Source organism: Paenibacillus sp., assembly GCF_035645235.1.
Classification (GTDB): domain Bacteria; phylum Bacillota; class Bacilli; order Paenibacillales; family YIM-B00363; genus Paenibacillus_AE.
In genome coordinates this window covers 1-18,230 of the sequence record NZ_DASQMZ010000131.1, presented here as the reverse complement: position 1 = coordinate 18,230, position 18,230 = coordinate 1, and the positions used below count along the sequence as shown (strand labels likewise).

17 protein-coding genes, 1 pseudogene and 1 riboswitch are annotated in these 18,230 nt (G+C 63.3%); of the genes and pseudogenes, 4 read left to right on the top strand and 14 right to left on the bottom strand.

The window, feature by feature from the left end; all coding sequences use genetic code 11:
- Together VEZ38_RS12970 and addB are read right to left on the bottom strand one after the other, a co-directional pair.
- A partial coding sequence (locus VEZ38_RS12970) for a UvrD-helicase domain-containing protein (RefSeq protein ID WP_324894024.1) occupies positions 1–511 on the bottom strand: 511 nt, incomplete at its 3' end.
- Positions 508–4,074, bottom strand: coding sequence for a helicase-exonuclease AddAB subunit AddB (gene addB / locus VEZ38_RS12965; protein ID WP_324894022.1), 3,567 nt, complete (start codon positions 4,072–4,074; stop codon positions 508–510). The genes VEZ38_RS12970 and addB, both read right to left, overlap by 4 nt.
- A 151-nt stretch (positions 4,075–4,225) precedes the next feature.
- Between addB and greA the strand changes: the two genes are divergently transcribed.
- Positions 4,226–4,696 (top strand): transcription elongation factor GreA, encoded by a 471-nt coding sequence (gene greA, locus VEZ38_RS12960; protein ID WP_324894021.1) that lies wholly within the window; start codon positions 4,226–4,228, stop codon positions 4,694–4,696.
- 70 nt (positions 4,697–4,766) lie between these two features.
- On the opposite strand, the pseudogene VEZ38_RS12955 reads toward greA, so the two are convergent.
- A pseudogene (locus VEZ38_RS12955) lies at positions 4,767–6,187 on the bottom strand (class I SAM-dependent rRNA methyltransferase).
- 78 nt (positions 6,188–6,265) lie between these two features.
- On the opposite strand from VEZ38_RS12955, the gene VEZ38_RS12950 reads away from it, so the two are divergent.
- Positions 6,266–7,240 (top strand): Na/Pi symporter, encoded by a 975-nt coding sequence (locus VEZ38_RS12950; RefSeq protein ID WP_324894019.1) that lies wholly within the window; start codon positions 6,266–6,268, stop codon positions 7,238–7,240.
- Here the strand turns inward: VEZ38_RS12950 and deoC are convergent.
- The 6 genes from deoC to prmA form a co-directional block, all read right to left on the bottom strand.
- Positions 7,209–7,889, bottom strand: coding sequence for a deoxyribose-phosphate aldolase (gene deoC, locus VEZ38_RS12945; RefSeq protein WP_324894017.1), 681 nt, complete (start codon positions 7,887–7,889; stop codon positions 7,209–7,211). The genes VEZ38_RS12950 and deoC overlap by 32 nt on opposite strands.
- A complete protein-coding gene (locus VEZ38_RS12940; protein ID WP_324894015.1) occupies positions 7,886–8,326 on the bottom strand; it encodes an NUDIX hydrolase in 441 nt (146 codons plus the stop codon). Before VEZ38_RS12940 ends, deoC begins: the two co-directional genes overlap by 4 nt.
- 77 nt (positions 8,327–8,403) lie before the next feature.
- Positions 8,404–9,747, bottom strand: a complete 1,344-nt coding sequence (gene mtaB / locus VEZ38_RS12935; RefSeq protein ID WP_324894013.1) for a tRNA (N(6)-L-threonylcarbamoyladenosine(37)-C(2))-methylthiotransferase MtaB — start codon at positions 9,745–9,747, stop codon at positions 8,404–8,406.
- A gap of 8 nt (positions 9,748–9,755) precedes the next feature.
- Entirely contained in the window at positions 9,756–10,508 is a 753-nt protein-coding gene (locus tag VEZ38_RS12930; RefSeq protein ID WP_324894011.1) for an RsmE family RNA methyltransferase, read from the bottom strand.
- 64 nt (positions 10,509–10,572) lie between these two features.
- Positions 10,573–11,274 carry a site-2 protease family protein gene (locus tag VEZ38_RS12925; RefSeq protein ID WP_324894009.1) on the bottom strand — a complete coding sequence of 234 codons (702 nt, stop codon included), beginning with the start codon at positions 11,272–11,274 and terminating at the stop codon, positions 10,573–10,575.
- 3 nt (positions 11,275–11,277) lie between these two features.
- Positions 11,278–12,240: a 50S ribosomal protein L11 methyltransferase gene (gene prmA, locus VEZ38_RS12920; protein WP_324894007.1), complete on the bottom strand. Its 963-nt coding sequence runs from the start codon at positions 12,238–12,240 to the stop codon at positions 11,278–11,280.
- 214 nt (positions 12,241–12,454) lie between these two features.
- On the opposite strand from prmA, the gene VEZ38_RS12915 reads away from it, so the two are divergent.
- Entirely contained in the window at positions 12,455–13,375 is a 921-nt protein-coding gene (locus tag VEZ38_RS12915) for an HD-GYP domain-containing protein (RefSeq protein ID WP_324894005.1), read from the top strand.
- A 58-nt stretch (positions 13,376–13,433) separates the two neighbouring features.
- Here VEZ38_RS12915 and VEZ38_RS12910 read toward each other — a convergent pair whose 3' ends face one another.
- The 4 genes from VEZ38_RS12910 to groES form a co-directional block, all read right to left on the bottom strand.
- Complete coding sequence (locus tag VEZ38_RS12910; RefSeq protein ID WP_324894003.1) at positions 13,434–13,733, bottom strand: hypothetical protein; 300 nt, start codon at positions 13,731–13,733, stop codon at positions 13,434–13,436.
- 84 nt (positions 13,734–13,817) lie between these two features.
- Positions 13,818–13,900, bottom strand: a riboswitch (cyclic di-GMP riboswitch).
- A gap of 84 nt (positions 13,901–13,984) precedes the next feature.
- The gene (locus VEZ38_RS12905; RefSeq protein ID WP_324894001.1) at positions 13,985–14,482 is read right to left on the bottom strand and encodes a hypothetical protein; all 498 of its coding nucleotides are present in this window, start codon (positions 14,480–14,482) and stop codon (positions 13,985–13,987) included.
- Positions 14,483–14,520: 38 nt separating this feature from the next.
- Positions 14,521–16,137, bottom strand: a complete 1,617-nt coding sequence (gene groL, locus VEZ38_RS12900) for a chaperonin GroEL (RefSeq protein WP_324893999.1) — start codon at positions 16,135–16,137, stop codon at positions 14,521–14,523.
- On the bottom strand, positions 16,130–16,444 hold the full coding sequence (gene groES, locus VEZ38_RS12895; RefSeq protein WP_324893997.1) for a co-chaperone GroES: 315 nt from the start codon (positions 16,442–16,444) through the stop codon (positions 16,130–16,132). Before groES ends, groL begins: the two co-directional genes overlap by 8 nt.
- 279 nt (positions 16,445–16,723) lie before the next feature.
- Here groES and VEZ38_RS12890 point away from each other — a divergent pair, with 279 nt between their 5' ends.
- The gene (locus tag VEZ38_RS12890) at positions 16,724–17,293 is read left to right on the top strand and encodes a class I SAM-dependent methyltransferase (protein ID WP_324893995.1); all 570 of its coding nucleotides are present in this window, start codon (positions 16,724–16,726) and stop codon (positions 17,291–17,293) included.
- A 94-nt stretch (positions 17,294–17,387) separates the two neighbouring features.
- On the opposite strand, the gene VEZ38_RS12885 is transcribed toward VEZ38_RS12890, so the two are convergent.
- A complete protein-coding gene (locus tag VEZ38_RS12885) occupies positions 17,388–17,585 on the bottom strand; it encodes a hypothetical protein (RefSeq protein ID WP_324893993.1) in 198 nt (65 codons plus the stop codon).
- Positions 17,586–18,230 lie beyond the last annotated feature (645 nt).

The following is an 18,230-nucleotide window of genomic DNA, read 5'->3' as shown; positions in this document are numbered from 1 at the left end:
GGTCGGCGAGCCCCCAGAACGCGTCGTCCTCCCCGCTCGCGCCGTACCGCTCCTCCAGCACCGACTCGAGCGCCTCCTGCCGCAGAAGCGCCGCCTCGGTTTCGTTCGCGATCCGAAACGCCGGGTCGAGCTCCGTCAGATGGACATAACGCCGTACGACCTCCAAACAAAACGAATGCAGCGTCGTAATCGACGCCCGGCCGACGAGCGCCAGCTGTCTGCGCAGATGGCGCGAGCCGGGGTTGGCCGTCAGCGCCTTCTCGAGGGCGTCCCGCAGCCGGTGCCGCATTTCCGCGGCGGCCGCGTTCGTGAACGTGGCCACGAGCAAGCGGTCGATGTCGATTCCCCGGTTCGCGTCCGACACGGTGCGGATGATGCGCTCGACGAGCACCGCCGTCTTGCCCGAGCCGGCCGCCGCCGCGACGAGCAGGTGATCCCCGCGCGAGGCGATCGCCTGCCATTGCTCGTCCGTCCACGGACTGCCGTCCGGCTTCTCCGGTATGCCCATCATGCGTCTCTCCCCTTCCCGGCGTCGCCGCCGTCTTCTTTGCCGTTCCCCGGACGTTCCGCCGAGCCGCCTGCCGAACTGATGCGCGACCAGACGTCCTCGTCCGCGAGCGGCGGCAGCGTCCGGTAGACGTTGCCGCCGAGCTCCGGGTCGAACGCGCACACCGGCTTATACCGGCAGAAGGCGCACGGCGTCTCCTGCTTGCTGCGGTACGGCGCCGCCTCGATCTCCCCGTCCGCGACGCGCGCGCCGAGCTCCGTCATCTTCGAGCGAACGAACGCCCGCAAGCGGCTCCATCGTTCGGCGTCGACCGCCTTCGACCGCGCGCCGAGCGAGCCGTCGACCTTCCGCTCGAGCGGCACGATCGGCGAGATGCCTTGGGCGAGCGACGTATCCATCAGCGCCGCGGCTTCCGTTTCGCTCGACAACAGCCCGCTCATCTTGAACTTCTTGAACAATTCCGCCTCGACTTGGTCCGCAGGCGCCGCGTTGGCGAGCGTCAAGATCGGCTTATGGACATGGAAATAGAGGGCGCCGGCCGGCTCGGCGGCGTCGCCGAGCCACGCGCGCGCCTCCTCCGTCGCCGCGTCGAGGTAAGCGAGCAGCTGCAGCGACAGCCCGTAATACACGTCGGAGAGGCGCAGCCGGTGCGCGCGCGACTTGTAGTCCACGACGCGGACATAGCGTCCGCCGCCTTCGGCGCGCGCCTCGTCGATGCGGTCGATGCGTCCGCGCAGCTCCATCGCGCGTCCGTCCGGCAGCGTCAGCCGCAGCGGAGGGAGTCCGCCCTCCTCCCCGAACGCCAGCTCCGCGGCCGCCTGCCGAAAGCCGCTTCGCATCGCCTGGGCGCGCAGCGCCTCGGCGGCGCGTCCGACGACCGCCTTCAGCTTGCGCGTCACGTACCGGTGGCGGTTCGAGCTGAACAATATTTCCGACACCAGCCTCGGCGCCAGCTCGTCGACCGCGAGCGACGCAAGCGCGGCGCACTCCTCGGCGTCCATGTCCGCCCACGTGCGCCGCTCCTCGGCGAGCCGCTTCGACAATCGGCTCAGCGCGGCGTGATACAGCTGCCCGATATCGGGCGCCTCGAGCCGATACAGCCTCCGCTCGCGAAGCCGCAGGCCGTACGCGGCGAAATGGGCGAACGGACAGCCCGCGAACTGCTCGAGCCGCGAGACGCTGGAAGCGAACGGCTCGCCGTAGAGCGCCACCGCGGTTTCTGCGGACAGCGGCCGCTCCCGGTTCGCGTAATCGAGCGAAGGCAGCAGGGCGAGCAGCCGCTCCCGCCAGTACGGCCGCTCCGCCAGCCAATTGTACGCAGCCCACCAGACGCCGTTCACCGGCTCGCCTTTCTTCCAGCGCCGCAGCTGCGGCATCAGCTCCGTGACCGCGCGCGACGGCGTGACGAGGCGCTCCAGCGCCTCGTCGTCGCCGGCGTCCGCCGGCGCGTCCCCGGCAGCGAATCGCTGCGCCGCGCTCGGCGCAAGCTGCTTGATGACGGCGATCCACTCGGACGGCAGCAGCGCCTTGCCTTCGGGATCCGAGAGCGAATACCCGATCCATAGCGCCTCCGACGGCAGGAACAATGCGTTGTACAGCAGGAACCGCTCGTCCAGCAGCCGCCTGCGGCTGTCCGGCGCGAGCTCGAGCCCGGACGCCAGCAGCCGTTCGCGTTCCGCCTCGGAGACGACGCCCTTCTCCTTCGGCCGCATCGGGATGACGCCGTCGTTGACGCCGAGCAGATACAGCTTCTTAATGCCGAACGCGCGCGTCCGGTCGAGGCTGCCGACGAGCGCTTGATCGAGCGCCGGCGGCACGAGGCCCATGCGGATGCCGTCGAGCCCGGAGGCGATCATACCCGCGAACAGCTCCGCGTCCGCCGGTTCCTCGCCGACGAGCTCGACGAGCTGATCGAGCGTATCGATCACCCGGTCCCACAGCTGATCGTGCTCCCGCGCGCGCTCGGGCAGGCCGTCGCGTTCGGCCGCTTCGCGCCAGCGCGACAGCGTATCGGCCGCCCCCGTCTCTTCGAGCAGCTGATACAACGCCTCCGCTTGCTCCCGCATCGTCGCGGCCTTCTTCAGCCGCCGTTCGAACGCGCGCAGCGGCGCGGCGACGAGCTCGCGCCAGCGGTGAATGCGCTCCTCCCGCGCCCTGGCGCGCTCGTCGTCAGCGGCTGCGTCGCCTTCGAGCGGCGCGGCGCTCAGCCTCCACGGCTTGCCGTCCGTCCAGCGGGCGCCGTGAATCCCGTATTCCAGCACGACGTTCTCGAGCTGGTCCATCGCAAAGCGCTGCTCGGCCTCCGTCCGGAACGTGCCCGGCGGAAACAGCAGCTCCGACTTCACCGCGCGGAACACGGCGTCGTACGACCAGCTGGACGAGACGACGTCGAGCGCGGAGCGGATCAGCTCGCTGAGCGGATGATGCGTGACCGCGCGTTTCTGATCGAGAAAGCACGGGATGCCGTATGCTTGGAAAGCCGCCGCGATCACCTCGCCGTACCCTTCCCAATCGCGCACGAAGACGGCAACGTCCCGCCATCGCGCCGCGCCCGAGGAGACGAGCCGGACGATGTCGCGCGCGCACGCCTCCGCTTCCGCCCGCGGGTTCGCCGCGGCGACGAGCGACACGGCGGCTTCGGCCCCGAGGACCGGCGCGAACGGCCGTCCGTTCGCCCGGTCGACGAAGGCGCGCTCCAGCGCCGCAAGCGCGGGCGCCTGCGCGAACCGTCCGTTCGAGCGGCCGTCGACGACGTCGATCCCCTCCACCGGCACGCCTTCCTCCGCCGCCAACCGGATCAGCGACGCGTACGTCGAGGCGGTCGGATGAAATAAGTCGAGCTCGTCGGGCGTTTCGCCGGCGGCGTACGCCCGGTCGAGCGTCAACGCGAACTCGACGCCCGCCGCGTGCTTGCACAAGGCTCGCAGCACCGCAAGCTCGGACGGGGTGAAGCCGTGGAAGCCGTCCACCCAGAAGCGCGCCTCCCGTATCGTTCGAGAAGCGCCCGCATGGGCGGCGAGCAGCGCCAAATAATCCTCCGAATCCACGTAGGCGCCGGAGAGCTCCCGCTCCATGTCCTCGGCCAGCAGCGAGAGGTCGTGCAGCTTGTCCCGCAGCGCCGGCGGGAACGCAGGCTCGTCCGCCGCCTCCCGCAGCCGGGCGCCGTCGACGTTGTATCGCTTGCACTCGTCGTACCATTCCAGCGCCGCGTCGATCCAGCCCCCCGACTCCGTCAGCCGGCGGAACGCGCGCAGCTCCTTCGCCCGGGATTTCGCGATTTTGTATAAGAGCATCTTCTTGCCTGTATCGTCGATATGTAAACGCGCCGCGCCGCCGACCTCCTGCATGACGCGGAACGCCAAACGGCGGAAGCTCAGCGACTGCGCGCGAATCGTGCCGCCGAAGCGGGCGGCGAACGCGCGGTCCGCCGCTTGCGTCATCTGCTCGGGCACGAGCAGCACGAGCGGCGGGCCGTCGGGCGCGCGCTCCAGCTCCGCCCCGATCCGCTCGAACGCGAGGCGGCTCTTTCCCGAGCCGGCGCGTCCGAGCGCGAACCGAATTCCCAAAGCGTACCCCTCCAACATGTCTTTTTTCCAAGGTACACCGACGAACGGGTGTTTGCAATGGATTTTTTTGCCCAGAAAAACCGTATTTCAATGCGAAAATAGAGTACAATGGAATGTAGAAACCTTGGGTGGATAAAAGGAGTGGCGACAGATGGCGGAGGAAGCGATCGTGCTGACCCCGGAAGGATTTCAGAAATTGAAGGACGAGCTGGAGGAGCTGAAGACGGTGAAGCGCAGCGAGCTGGCGAGCCGGCTCAAGACCGCGATCAGCTACGGCGATTTGAAGGAAAACAGCGAGTATCATTCGGCGAAGGACGATCAGGCGTTCATGGAGACGCGGATCATGACCATCGAAAACATTTTGCGCAAGGCAAGGGTCGTCAACAGCGTAGATACGTCGACCGTGCAGGTCGGCTCGGTCGTGACGCTCAACGACGTCGAATTCGCCGAACGCATCGAATACCGCATCGTCGGACCGGCCGAGGCCGACGTGTCGGACCATAAAATTTCGTACGAAAGCCCGCTCGGTCAGGCGCTGATGGGCAAGAGCGTCGGCAGCAAAATTACCGTGAACGCGCCGATGGGCGAAATTACGTACGAGCTGCTCGAAATCAAAGCATAAAGAAGCGAAAACCTCCCTCGACGCCGAACCGGCTCGGGGGAGGTTTATTTATCTGCGGCGCCGCGCGCCGCTACCGGCTGCGCACCTCGAAGATCGCGAATTTCAAGTAATTTCCTTCGTCCACGCCGAGCAGCTGCGGATGATCCTTGCCGGCGCCCCGAAATTCGACGAGCCGCAGCAGCTTCCCCGCGTCGACCGCCGCCGCGTGGATCGTCTCAAGAAACACGTCCGGCCGGACGTGGTACGAGCAGCTCGCGGTTACCAAATATCCGCCTTCGTTCACAAGCTTCATCCCGTGCAGATTGATATCCTTATACCCGCGGCATGCGCCCTCGACGGCGCCCCGGTGCTTCGCGAACGCGGCGGATCGAGGATGACGACGTCCCACGTCCGACCGACGCCCGCGGGAAGCGGCTTCGACGTATCCACCTTCGCCCCGGCGTCGCCCGCCTTCGCGCGCGCCGCCTGCTCCGCCAGCCCCCGCGCCTGCTCGCGCAAGTATTCGAACGCGTCGGCGACGACGAACTCCACGCGCGACTCGAATCCGTTGCGGACGACGTTCCTTCTCGCGGTCTCGATCGCGTGCTCCGAGACGTCCAAGCAGGTGACCTTCTTGGCGCCGTAAAGACAAGCGTGCAGCGTGAAGCTGCCCGTATGCGAGAAGCATTCGAGCACGGTCGCCCCGTCCCAATACGGAAACGTCACTTCTTTGCCTCCCGCGTTCACTGGCGCAAGGCGGACCGCCCCGCCGTCGTCCGCGATTTCCCGCAGCTCGATGCCGCTCCGCCGGCCCCAGCCCGTCATCAGCGGCCGGATCGCCGCCCGGTTTTCCCGCTGATCGAAGAAATAACCCGTCTTCTGACCGCCGACGACGTCGACCTCGATGTCCAACCCGTTTTCCCGAATGACGATCGCTTCCGCGGGCGGCTCCCCGTAAAGCAGCCCTTTCCGCTCCTCGAGCCCTTCCAACGTTCGGGCGCCGACGTCGCTTCGCTCGTAAATCGTCTTCGGCGCGAACACCTCGATCAACGCCTTCACGATGCTCTCCCTTGCGGCGTCCATGCCGAGCGTTACGATTTGCAATACGAACGTATCGCCGAAGCGGTCGACCGTGAGACCCGGCAGGAAGTCCGCCTCGCCGTAGACGAGCCGGCAATAAGCGGGGTCCTCCGCGAACCGGCGGCGCACGTCCGATGCGGTGCGGAACCGCTCGGCGAAGAAGGCTTCGTCCATGCGCTCGAGCGGCGCGTACGCGACGACGCGGCCGACGATTTGCGATGCCGGATTGACGTACGCCGACGCCAGAAATTTGCCGCGGTGATCCGTCACCGCGGCGATGCCGCCCGGCTCGGGCTCGCCCTCGATGCGCTCGATCTCGTTCTTATAAATCCACGGATGGCCGGCTTCGAGCCGCTTCTTCCGCGTCTTGTTCAATACCAGCGTGGCCGACGCCAACGATACGCACCTCTTTCGCGCCGGGAGGCCTGTCATGCCCGTCCGGCCGTTTTCATATATATAAGCTTATGTAAGTCGATTCAGATACGGATAATGCGGAACGGAGGAACGGGCATGGCGCAGGAACTGTTGATTCCGTTCGTCCTCGGCCTCGCCGTCTTCCTCTTCGGCATGAAGGCGATGGAAATCGGTTTGCACGAGTGGGCCGGGCCGGCGCTGACCGGATTGCTGCGCCGCTTTACGAGCACGCCGCTGCGCGGATTGGTCGCCGGCACGCTCGCCACGACGGCGCTGCAATCGAGCGATGTGGTGACGATCGTCACGATCGGCCTCGTGAACGCCGGCGTGCTGACGTTCCGGCAGACGCTCGGGGTCGTGCTCGGGGCGAACGTCGGCGGCAGCATTACCGCCGATATGCTTGGGCTCGACATGTCGGCGCAAGCGTTAGAGGTCCTCCTGGGGGCGGGCGGCTGTTGGCTCGCCTGCCTCCTCGTCGAGCGGCTGCCCCGCGTCGACGTCCGGCTGCGCCGGCTCGCCGCGCCGCTTCGGCAGCTGGCGCTGACCGCGGGCGGCTTCGCCAGCATCCTCGTCGGCATCGAGCGGATGTACACGATCGTGCCGGCGCTCCAATCGCGCGGCTTGTTCGTCTGGTTCCTCGACCATGCGCAGCAGAGCGTCGCCTGGGGGCTCCTGGCGGGGGCGCTCGTCACCGCCGTCATTCAGTCGAGCGCCGCGACGATCGCCGTGACGATGGGCCTCGCGGACGTTCAGGCCGTCTCGCTCGACCTAGGCATCGCGATCGTGCTGGGCGCCAATATCGGCACGTGCTCGACGGCGCTGCTCGCCTGCATCGGCGGTTCGAAAGCCGGACAATACGTCGCTTGGTCGCATATCTTGCTGAACCTCGGAGGAAGCCTGCTGTTCTTCCCGTTCATCGACGAGCTCGCCGCGGTCAGCGCCGCTTGGACCGACGCGCCGTACGACCAGATCGCCCGGGCGCAAACGTTGTTCAACGTGCTTTGCTCGCTCGTCGCCCTGCCGCTGTGCTACATCGGGCTCAATACGTTCCGGACGAAGCGCTTCCCGTAACGATCGCGACGCCCGAGCTCGTCCCGAGCCGGTTCGCCCCCGCGACGATCATCTTCACCGCGGCGTCGTAATCGCGAACGCCGCCGGACGCTTTCACGCCGACGGACGGCGACACGCTGGCGCGCATCAGCTCGATGTGCTCGACCGTCGCCCCGCCGGGGCCGAAGCCCGTCGACGTCTTGACGAAGTGAGCGCCCGCCTCCTCCGACAGCACGCAAGCGATCTTGATTTGCTCCGCCGTGAGGAAGCCCGTTTCGAAAATGACCTTCACGGCCGCCCGTCCTTTCACCGCTTCGACGACCGCCCGGATGTCCGCGCGCACGTCGTCGTACCGGCCTTCCAGCAGCCAGCCGACCGCAAGCACCATGTCGATCTCTTCCGCCCCGGCTTTCGCGGCCAGCTCCGCCTCGAACGCTTTCGCTTCGGACGCCATCGCTCCGAGCGGAAAGCCGACGACCGCAGCCACCTTCACGCCCGTGCCCGCGAGCGACTTCGCGCAATGGCCGGCCCACGCGCCGTTCACGCAGACGCTGTAGAAGCCGTGCGTCTTCGCTTCCTCGCACAGCTTGTCGATGTCCTTCGTCGTCGCGTCCGCTTTCAAATAAGTGTGGTCGATATATTTCTCGATATGCTTCACTTCGAAACTCATGCTTCGTCCTCCTCGACGCGAATGCCCAGCTTATGCAGGGCGTTGCGCAAGATGTCGTCGTTGTTATCGTACCCCGACGACTTCTGTTTCTCCCATGCGGCGAGCGGCTCATACCAAGCGACGCCTCGAATTTCTTCGACCTGCGCCACGAGCTCCCCGTCCGCCGCTTCCACTAAGTAATAATGGACTTCTTTATCCACAAGTCCCTTGTCCGGGTGCTTGTACTTGTATTCGATCAAGGCGAGCGGCTCCCGAATTTCGCCCCGGATGCCCGTCTCCTCCAAAATTTCCCGGAGCGCCGTCTGCTCCACGGTTTCCCCGGGCTCCATCTTGCCCTTCGGGAGCGATGTTCGGCCGTACCGATCCTGGATCAATTGGATTTGCAGCTTGCCGCCCGCTTTCCGAAACACGACGCCTCCGGCGGAAATTTCTTTCATCGGTCTCACCTCGTCGGTTGAATTAAAAAAAGGGAGGAGCGAGCGCGCGAGCCTCCGCCGTTCCTCCCCTGTCTGCGTTAGAACGACGCGGCCTGCGTCAGCGTCTTCGCCGGGACGCGTTCGCCCTTGCATTCGTTGACTCCCGCTTCGACGACCCGCACCTCGATCACTTGGCCGATCAGCGAAGCGTCGCCCGGGAACACCACCTGAAGATAATTGTCCGTATATCCGCTGAGCAAGCCCTGCCCTTCGGCGCCCTTCGCTTCCCGCTCGGGGATGACCGTCAGCGTCTGCCCGACGAACCGCTCGGCGTACGCGAGCTGCATCTCCTCGGACAGATCGATGAGCTTGTGGACGCGTTCGTTCTTCAGCTCCTCGTCCACTTGATCCGTCATGCGCGCCGCCGGCGTGCCGGTGCGCTTCGAATACGGGAATACGTGCATCTCGGAGAAGCCGAGCTCCTTCATGAACCGATAGCCGTTCTCGAACATCTCGTCCGTCTCGCCCGGGAAGCCGACGATGACGTCCGTCGTGATCGCCACCTCCGGCCAAAGCTCGCGAAGGCGCGCGATGCGCTCCGCGTATTCGGCGACGGTGTACTTGCGGCGCATCCGCTTTAATACGTCGTCGTCTCCCGCTTGCAGCGGCACGTGCAAATGACGGCAAAACTTGTCCGAGCTCATTAGAACGTCGATGACTTCGTCGGTAATTTGGCTCGCTTCGATCGAAGAAATCCGCAGCCGCTCGATGCCCTCGACCCGCCCCAAATCCCGCAGCAGCGCCGCGAAGTTGTACCCCTCCAAGTCTTCCCCGTACCCCGCCGTATGAATGCCCGTGAGCACGATCTCCTTATAGCCGGCTTCCACGAGCATCTTGGCTTGCTTTAAGACGCTTTCCGGCTGACGGGACCGCAGCAGTCCGCGGGACCAAGGGATAATGCAGAACGTGCAGAAGTTGTTGCAGCCCTCCTGGATTTTCAGGAACGCCCGCGTCCGGTCCGCGAAGTCCGGCACGTCCAGCTCCTCGAACTGCCGCGTCTTCATAATGTTGCGCACCGCGTTCAGCGGCTCCCGTCGTTCGCGCACCTCGTTGACGAGGGAGAGAATCTCCCCCCTCCCTTGCGTGCCGATGACGAGATCGACGCCCGGAATCGCGAGAATTTCCGCGGGCGACGTCTGCGCGTAGCAGCCCGTTACGGCGATCACCGCCTCCGGATTGCGCCTTACGGCGCGCCGAATGATTTGCCGGCTCTTCTTGTCTCCCGTATTCGTCACCGTGCAGGTGTTGATCACGTAGACGTCCGCCGTTTGCGATTCGAAATCCACCTGCTCGTAGCCGTCGTTCTTAAACAGCTGCCAGATCGCCTCGGTATCGTAAAAATTCACTTTACATCCAAGCGTATGGAACGCTACTGTCGGCATCTTGTTCGTTATCCTCCCATCTCTCCGGCCTCGTACAAAATGCAAGCCGCCGCGACAAGCCCCGCCGTCTCGGTGCGCAAGATGCGCCGCCCGAGCCCGACCGGCACGCAGCCGCGGCGTTCCGCTTCGGCCGCCTCTTCTTCGGTAAAGCCGCCTTCGGGCCCGACGATCACGAGGATCGGCCCGCCGCCCGCAAGCGGCCCCGCCTCGCGAAGCGCGTCCCGCAGCCGCTTCCCGTCTTCCTTCTCGTAACAAAACAAAGCGAGCCGCGCCGTCTCCGCGACGCGCAGCATCTCGCTCCACCGCATCGCGTCCCGCACGTCCGGCACCTTGCTCCGGTGCGCCTGTTCGGCCGCTTCCTTCGCGATCTTGCGCCAGCGTTCGACCCGCTTCGCTTCCTTCTTCGCGTCGTATTGCACGACGGTGCGCGCGGACGCGAACGGCAGGAACGCGGTCGCGCCAATTTCCGTTCCTTTCTGGATGACGGTTTCGAGCTTGTCCCCCTTCGGAAGGCTTTGCGCGATCCAGACGTCGACGCTCGGCTCGCCCGACATCGGACGTTCCTCGAGCAGCTTCAGCAGCACATTTTCCTTATAAAGCTCTACGACTTCAGCGAGGCACTCGCGGCGAACGCCGTCGCTGACGACGACCTTGTCGCCCGGCTGGGCGCGCATGACCCGCATCAGATGATGAGCGTCGTCGCCGCGCACGATCGCCTTGTCCTCGAGCAAATTGTCCGGCGTTACGAAATATCGTTGCATGGCTTGCTTTCACTCCAGTTTACATCGTTTCCGTTCCGATTTCCATTGCGGAAGCCCGCCAAAGTTACCCTTCGTAAACGAAACCCCAATCGATGCGGGTGCCGAACGTCACGGACAAGAACGCGAACAGCAGCTGGCGCCACGCGACGACTTGACCGAGAATCGGGCCGATCGTCAGGTTGAACACGGGGGTGATAAAGACGATCAAGAGGAAAATGTACACGCCCCACGGCTCGTATTTCATCATCTGCAGCCGAAGCCTTCGCGGCGCCAGGTCTTCGACGATCCGGTACCCGTCCAGCGGCGGAAGCGGAATCAGGTTAAAGATAAACAACAACAAGTTGATATGCACGATATAGAAAAAGACGAGTCCGGCCGCCCGATAGACGCCGGGGGACGTCTGATCGACCCATCCCGTGGCGAAGAGGGCGTACGCGGCGACCGCCGCGACGACGCCGACGACTAGATTGCTTATAGGGCCGGCGGCGGAGACGACGATGCTCATGAGCCTCGGGTTCCGAAAATGCGACCGATCGACCGGAACCGGGCGCGCCCAGCCGAAGCCGAGAAATAAGATGAACAAAATGCCGAGCAAGCTGACGTGCGACATCGGGTTCAGCGTCACGCGGCCGAGCTTGTACGCCGTCGGATCGCCGAACCGATACGCCAAGCGCGCATGCGCATATTCGTGGACCGTGAACGCTAAGAAGATGGCAACGATCAGGAACGGCAGGTGATCGGTTTGGAAAGGCAGCCTAAAGTCCATCGGCTACACCCGCTTTCTCGCAACGAGCGCGACCCACCCGTTCTCTTCGGCGCGGCTTTCCATCTCGAAGCCGGCGCGCGTCAGCGCCTCGACGACGTCGCTTTCCTTGCTTGTAATAATGCCGGACGCGACGTATGCGCCCCCCGGCGCGAGCGCCTCGTAGACGTCGTCGACGAACGTAATAATAATTTCCGCGAGAATATTCGCCACGACGACCTGCACCGGCGGCTTGACGCCGACGTCGTCCGCCGACTTCAGCGCCCCGAGCAAATCGCTGAGCATCACCGTGATGTCCTGCTCGAGCCGGTTCAGCTTCGCGTTCTCCTTCGCGCTCGATACCGCTACGGGATCGAGGTCGAGCGCGAGCACGTGCGACGCGCCGAGCCGCATCGCCGTCACGGCCAGAATGCCCGAGCCGGTGCCGACGTCGATCACCTGATCGCCTTCGCGCACGACGCCCTCGAGCGTGCGCATGCAGAGCGCCGTCGTCGCGTGCGTGCCCGTCCCGAACGCCATGCCGGGATCGAGCTCGATAATCGTCTCGTGCGGCTTTGCCTCGTAAGCCTCCCAGGTCGGCTTAATGACGAGCCGCTCCGAAACGTGCGTCGGCTTGAAATATTGCTTCCACGCCTCCGACCACGCCTCCTCCTGGATGGATGACCGCGCCAGCTCCCCGCGTCCCGGATTCAAGCCGTAAGAGGGGAGCCGCTGCAGCAGCTCGCGGACGCCGGCCTCGATCCGTTCCATGTCCGTATCCTCGGAGAAATACGCCTGCATAACGGCGTCCCCCTCCGGTATATCGTTCAGCGGCTTCTCGTACCACTGCCCGAGCGACGTGTCGCGCTTGCGCTCGAGCGTGCCGGACTCCTCGATCGAGACGCCGCCCGCGCCTTGCGCGTGCAGCCAATCGGCGATCGCCTCCGTCGCCTCCTCGGTCGTATATATCGTAAGCTCATGCCATATCATACCGTCCACCGCTTTCCCTGCGCTTTTCGCTTCCTATATTATCTGACTCATTGTACCGAAAACAAAGGGGAAACACAAAGCCGGAACGTCGTCTTTCGCCTGCCGGCGCGGCGGTCCGGTACCGCGGCGCGGACGGCGCGCGAAAACGAATGCTTCGTTTTCCGAGAAATGATTCATACTAAGAGACAAGCTTCACAGGCAGGGGGGAAACGCGATGCGCGATTCGGATTCCGGCATCGCCTGGCTTCGCTCCGGCGAAGCGCTCGAACAGGTCGCCCTGAAAGGGCTCGAGCTTCGATTGCTTGCGTCCGGAGACGGAACCGAATTGATTTATCATAAATTGGCGCAAGGCTCGCACTGGGGGCTTTCGCCCGCGGCCGGCTGGACGGCCCTGGAAGGGTTGTTTATCGTGTCGGGCTCGCTCCGCTGGGCCCACGGCGGCGAGAAGCGCGTATTGACCGCCGGCGATTTCCTCTCGGCGACCCCGGTCCTTAAAGAGGCCGTCTTCGTCGCAGAGACGGACGTCGAATTTCTCTATTGCTCGTCCCAGCCCGTCTTTCACCATTACAGCAACCAGATTCGGGGGCTGATGGGACTGGCCGTCGATATCGAGCAGAAGGACGGCTATACGTCCGACCATTGCCACCGCATCATGAAGCTGTCTATGATGCTCGGCGAGACGATGGGGTTGTCGTCCACGGATTTGGCGTATTTGAATTTCGGCGCGTTCCTGCACGATGTCGGAAAAATCAAGGTGCCCGATTCGATTCTCGGCAAGCCCGGCAAGCTGACGGACGAAGAATGGAGCGTCATGCGGCGGCACCCGACGTTCGGCCGGGAAATTTTGCAGGAGACGGGCCTCCCCAGCTTGCTCTCGGCGGGTCCGATCGTCGAGCAGCACCATGAGCGGTTCGACGGCTCCGGCTATCCGCACGGCTTAAGCGGCGCCGATATTTCGATCCCGTCGGCGATCGTCGCGGTCGTGGACTCCTATGACGCGCTCACGACGAATCGCGTCTACCGGCCGGGCATTCCGAAGGCGGAAGCGCTCGACGAAATCGACCGCAGCCGACGGCAGTACCACCCGGATGTCGTGGAAGCGTTGTTCCTGAACGCGGATCGGCTCGACGGCTGAACGCGAAAAACGCCTGCCCCCGATCGTTCGGGAGGCGGGCGCTTCGTAGATCGGGCGATCAATACATCGGCAGCGGCGGATCGATCGCGGCGACGTGCTGGTCGTTCACGTACAGATGCACGTAAAAATAATCGACTTCGAGACCTGTCTTCTCGCCTATGGCGTTATGTACGCCTTCCTGCAACCGGTAGGTCGTCGTACCCGTACCGGACAGCGGGGATAAGACGCTCCCCAGCACTGCTGCATTCAAGCGAATGTTCATATCGCTGCTCGAGCGGTATGCCGCGGAAGCGGACATCGCCGCGATCGATTGCGCGACAAGCGCCGCGCCCAGGAGAATCGTCAATTTCTTCCTCATGTTGTTCAACCTCCTTCTCTTGTCGAAAATAAAAAGACGCTATCCCCAACTGGATAGCGTCCAACGTTCGACGACGTATCTCCTTAAGGAAGCCCGGCCGCCGTCGCTGTCGCCTTAGGCCCGTGGCTTTGCGTCTCCGGCTTTCGCCGGATTTGCCCTTGTTCGAAAGTGATACGCTCATCATACAATATGACGAAAGGAATGGGAATCTTTTTCTAGAATCTTGTCGATTCCTGCGCTTTCCTAGGAAATTACCGAAACAGCAAATTCGTCTTCTCGAGCAAGTCGTCCAGCAGCCCCAGCGCCCGCTTCATGCCTTCCTCTTTCCCCAGCAAAAACTGCGCTTTCGCCGCATTGTCTCCGCGCTCTCGCGAGATGGACTCGAACTCCTGCAGGAGGATGCCCCGCAGCACGTTTAATTGAAGCTGACCGAGGCCTCGCTCCATCGTGCGCTCGTGCTCGCTCTCCGCGCTTCGCTCGATTTGACGTTCGATCATCTCGTCGATCTGCGCTTCCATGAACCGCCCGGCCGTCCGCAAAATATCCGAATACGGCTTCGTACGGCTTTCCTCCATCCGCAGCGTATGCCGCGCATGGCGAATCAAAAACCGGCACATCACCTCGTCGTGATTCGCCTTGCGGTTATGCAGCAGCGAGTACTCGCCCTCGAAATGCCCTTCCTTGTCGACGAACGCCCCCAAGCTCGTATACTCGTGACAATCGACGCAATAGAGCGCGTATTCGCGCACGACGCTTCACCGCCACCTTCAGGCCGGCAACGCGCGGTTTACATGTCCATGTCGTCCGGCGTCGGGGCCGCCGCTTTCTTCGGCTCCGGCTTGTCGCCGACGATCGCTTCGGTCGTGAGGAACATCGCCGCGACCGAGGCGGCGTTTTGAAGAGCGGTGCGCGTCACTTTCGCCGGATCGACGATGCCGTGCTCGATCATGTTCACCCATTCGTCGGTCGCCGCGTTATAGCCTACGCCCACCGGCTCCCGCTTGATTCGCTCGACGACGACCGAGCCGTCGACGCCCGCGTTCGACGCGATCGCGCGAATCGGCGCTTCCAAGGCGCGCAGTACGATTTTCGCCCCCGTCGTTTCGTCCTCGCTGTCGGTCTTCACCGCCTCGACCGCCTTCGCGACGTTCACGAGCGCGACGCCGCCGCCCGACACGATGCCCTCCTCGACCGCCGCCCGCGTCGCGTTCAGCGCGTCCTCGATGCGCAGCTTCTTCTCCTTCAACTCGGTTTCCGTCGCTGCGCCGACCTTCACGACCGCTACGCCGCCAGCCAGCTTCGCAAGGCGCTCCTGCAGCTTCTCCCGATCGAAATCCGAAGTCGTCTCCTCGATTTGCTTCTTGATCTGCTGCACCCGCGCGTCGATGTCCGCTTTGTTCCCGCCGCCGTCGACGATCGTCGTCGTCTCCTTCGCGACGCGCACCTGCCGCGCCGTCCCGAGCTGATCGAGCTCCGCGCTCTTCAGCTCGAGGCCGAGCTCCTGCGTAATCGTCTGCCCGCCGGTAAGCGTCGCGATATCCTGCAGCATCGCCTTGCGGCGGTCGCCGAAGCCGGGCGCCTTCACCGCTACGCAGGTGAACGTGCCGCGCAGCTTATTGACGACGAGCGTCGCGAGCGCCTCGCCCTCGACGTCCTCCGCGATGAGCAGCAGCGGACGGCCGGATTTCATCACCTTCTCTAGCACGGGCAGCATCTCTTGTACGTTCGATACTTTCTTATCCGTAATTAAGATATACGGGTTATCCAGCACGGCCTCCATCTTTTCGGAATCCGTAACCATATACGGAGAGATGTAGCCGCGGTCGAATTGCATGCCCTCGACGGTTTCCAGCTCCGTCGTGAAGCCCTTGGACTCCTCGACCGTAATGACGCCGTCCTTGCCGACCTTCTCCATCGCCTCCGCGATCATGCGCCCGATCTCTTCGTCCGCCGCCGAGATCGACGCCACTTGCGCGATCTCCTCCTTCGTCTCGATCGATCGGGAAATGTTGCGGATCTCGTCCACGGCGACGCGCACCGCCTTCTCGATTCCCCGTCGGACGACCATCGGGTTGGCGCCGGCCGTTACGTTCTTGAGGCCCTCGCGAATCATCGCCTGCGCGAGCACCGTCGCCGTCGTCGTTCCGTCGCCCGCGACGTCGTTCGTCTTCGTAGCGACTTCCTTCACGAGCTTTGCGCCCATATTTTCGAACGGATCCTCCAGCTCGATTTCTTTCGCGATCGTCACGCCGTCGTTCGTAATCAGCGGGGAACCGAATTTTTTCTCGAGCACGACGTTGCGGCCCTTCGGACCGAGCGTCACCTTTACCGCGTCCGCGAGCGTGTCGACGCCCTTCAGCATCTTGCGGCGGGATTGTTCGCTGAACAAAATTTGCTTAGCCATTCGGGACCAACTCCTTCGCTTTGGACGGCTCCATAACGCCTAAAATATCGGACTCTCTCATAATGAGCAGCTCTTTCTGCTCATGTTTGATTTCGGTGCCGGCATATTTGCTGTAGAGCACCAAATCCCCGACCTTCACGTCGAGCGGAATCGTCTTGCCGTTCTCGACGCGCCCCTTGCCTACGGCCACGACGTAGCCTTGCATCGGCTTTTCCTTCGCCTTTTCCGGAAGAACGATGCCGCTCTCGGTTCGCTCCTCCTGTTTTAGGGGTTCAATTACGACACGGTCGCCTAACGGCTTCAACATCGGTCATGCCCTCCTAGAAAAAGGTTTTTGTTAGCAGTCGTCTATGTAGAGTGCTAACACTTATTACTATACAAATTTTTTTCGGCGCTTCAAGGCTGAAAAAAACTCGAATTCGCCGCTTCCTCCCCGTTTCGCGCAAATAGCTTGTCCGCATCGTTCCAACGTCGATTTTTTTCGCGCTTGGTTTCGCGCATGCCGTCGCGCCGAGTCCTTGCGTGCATAAAAAGCTCGCCCGGTACAAATATTGGATACAGCACCGTAACGGGAGGAGTACATACGTTGAGCACCTTCGTCTACATTAAAAATTTCGTGAAAGACCGAGATATCGCATCGATCACGCCGACCTCGTCCTACGGCGTCCGCAAGGTGTGCAGCCGCATCGACTTTTCCAAGGATCAAGTCATCGTGGAGTACGGACCGGCCACCGGCGTCTTCACCAGATATTTGCTCGATCGCATGACGCCGCGTTCGAAGCTCGTGTTGATCGAGCGCAACGCCGAATTCGTCTCCATTCTACGGCGCAGCTTCGCGGACGACCGGCTCCGCATCTACCGCGACTCCGCCGAATGCGTGAAGCAGATTGTCGCCGACGCTTGCCCCGAGGGAGCGAACTATATCTTGTCCGGCATCCCGTTCTCCTTCTTCGAGGACGACGTGCGCAGACGGATCGTCGAGGAGACGTACGCCGTTTTGCAGCCGGGGGGCAAGTTCTTGCCATACCAGACGTTCTTTCAGCAAGATCGACACCTGCTCGACCACCTGTCCGCGGTGTTCCCGAACGTGCGCCATCGCTATTGCTTGCGGAACCTGCCCCCGATGCGCATCTACGAAGCGACGAAGGGGTCTTGACCGACCCGGGCTCGGCAGCCGCCGCACCTTCGTGCCCGTCGCCGACGTGCCTCGTCAGCCGTTGCACGTTCGTCCCCGTCGCCGACCTGCCTCGTCAGCCGCCGCACGTTCGTCCCCGTCGCCGACCAGCCTCGGCAGCCGTTGCACGTTCATCCCCGTCGCCGACCTGCCTCGTTAGCCGCCGCACGTTCGTCCCCGTCGCCGACGTGCCGTCAGCCGCCGCACGTTCGTCCCCGTCGCCGACGACCGGCGGCCCGTTCGGTCCTCCCCTTGCTCGCCACACCCGCTGCATTCGGTGGGAACACCTTTCTCTCTTTCTGGGAAGGATGTTCCCTCTTTTAGGGTACGGACTTCCCTCTTGCCTACCGCCTCTTACCCGCCACCGCTTTACGTGCTTCAGCCGCGCGCCTGGTCCGCTAATTTGCCTACACACTTTTGTTGGTGGTTGTTCCCGCCGCGTCAAAGTGGGAACACCTTTCCCTCTTTCAGGGAACGCGGTTCCCTCTTTTAGGTTATGCACTGCCTACTTTGCATTTCGACCCGTACTCGCCGCCACTTTACGTGCTTCCGCCGCGCGCCTGGTCCGCTAATTTGCCTACACACTTTGATGGTGGTTGTTCCCGCCGCGTCAAAGTGGGAACACCTTTCTCTCTTTCAGGGAACGTGGTTCCCACTTTTAAGGTACACCTTTCCCAGTTCGTTGGCTGCCTGCTTCCGTCGACACTTGATACCCCTCAATCGTAGCTCCAGTGCCGCCTGCCGCCGACACGCTCACCCGCCCAAATTTCACCCAACTCCAAAGTGGGAACACCTTTCCTACTTTCAGGGAACGCTATTCCCTCTTTTAAGGTACACCCTTCCCACTTTGCTGGTTGTCCGCCGTACGTCCCCGGTTGCTGTACACGTTTGGGAAACGCGGGGAAAGCTGCAGAATCAC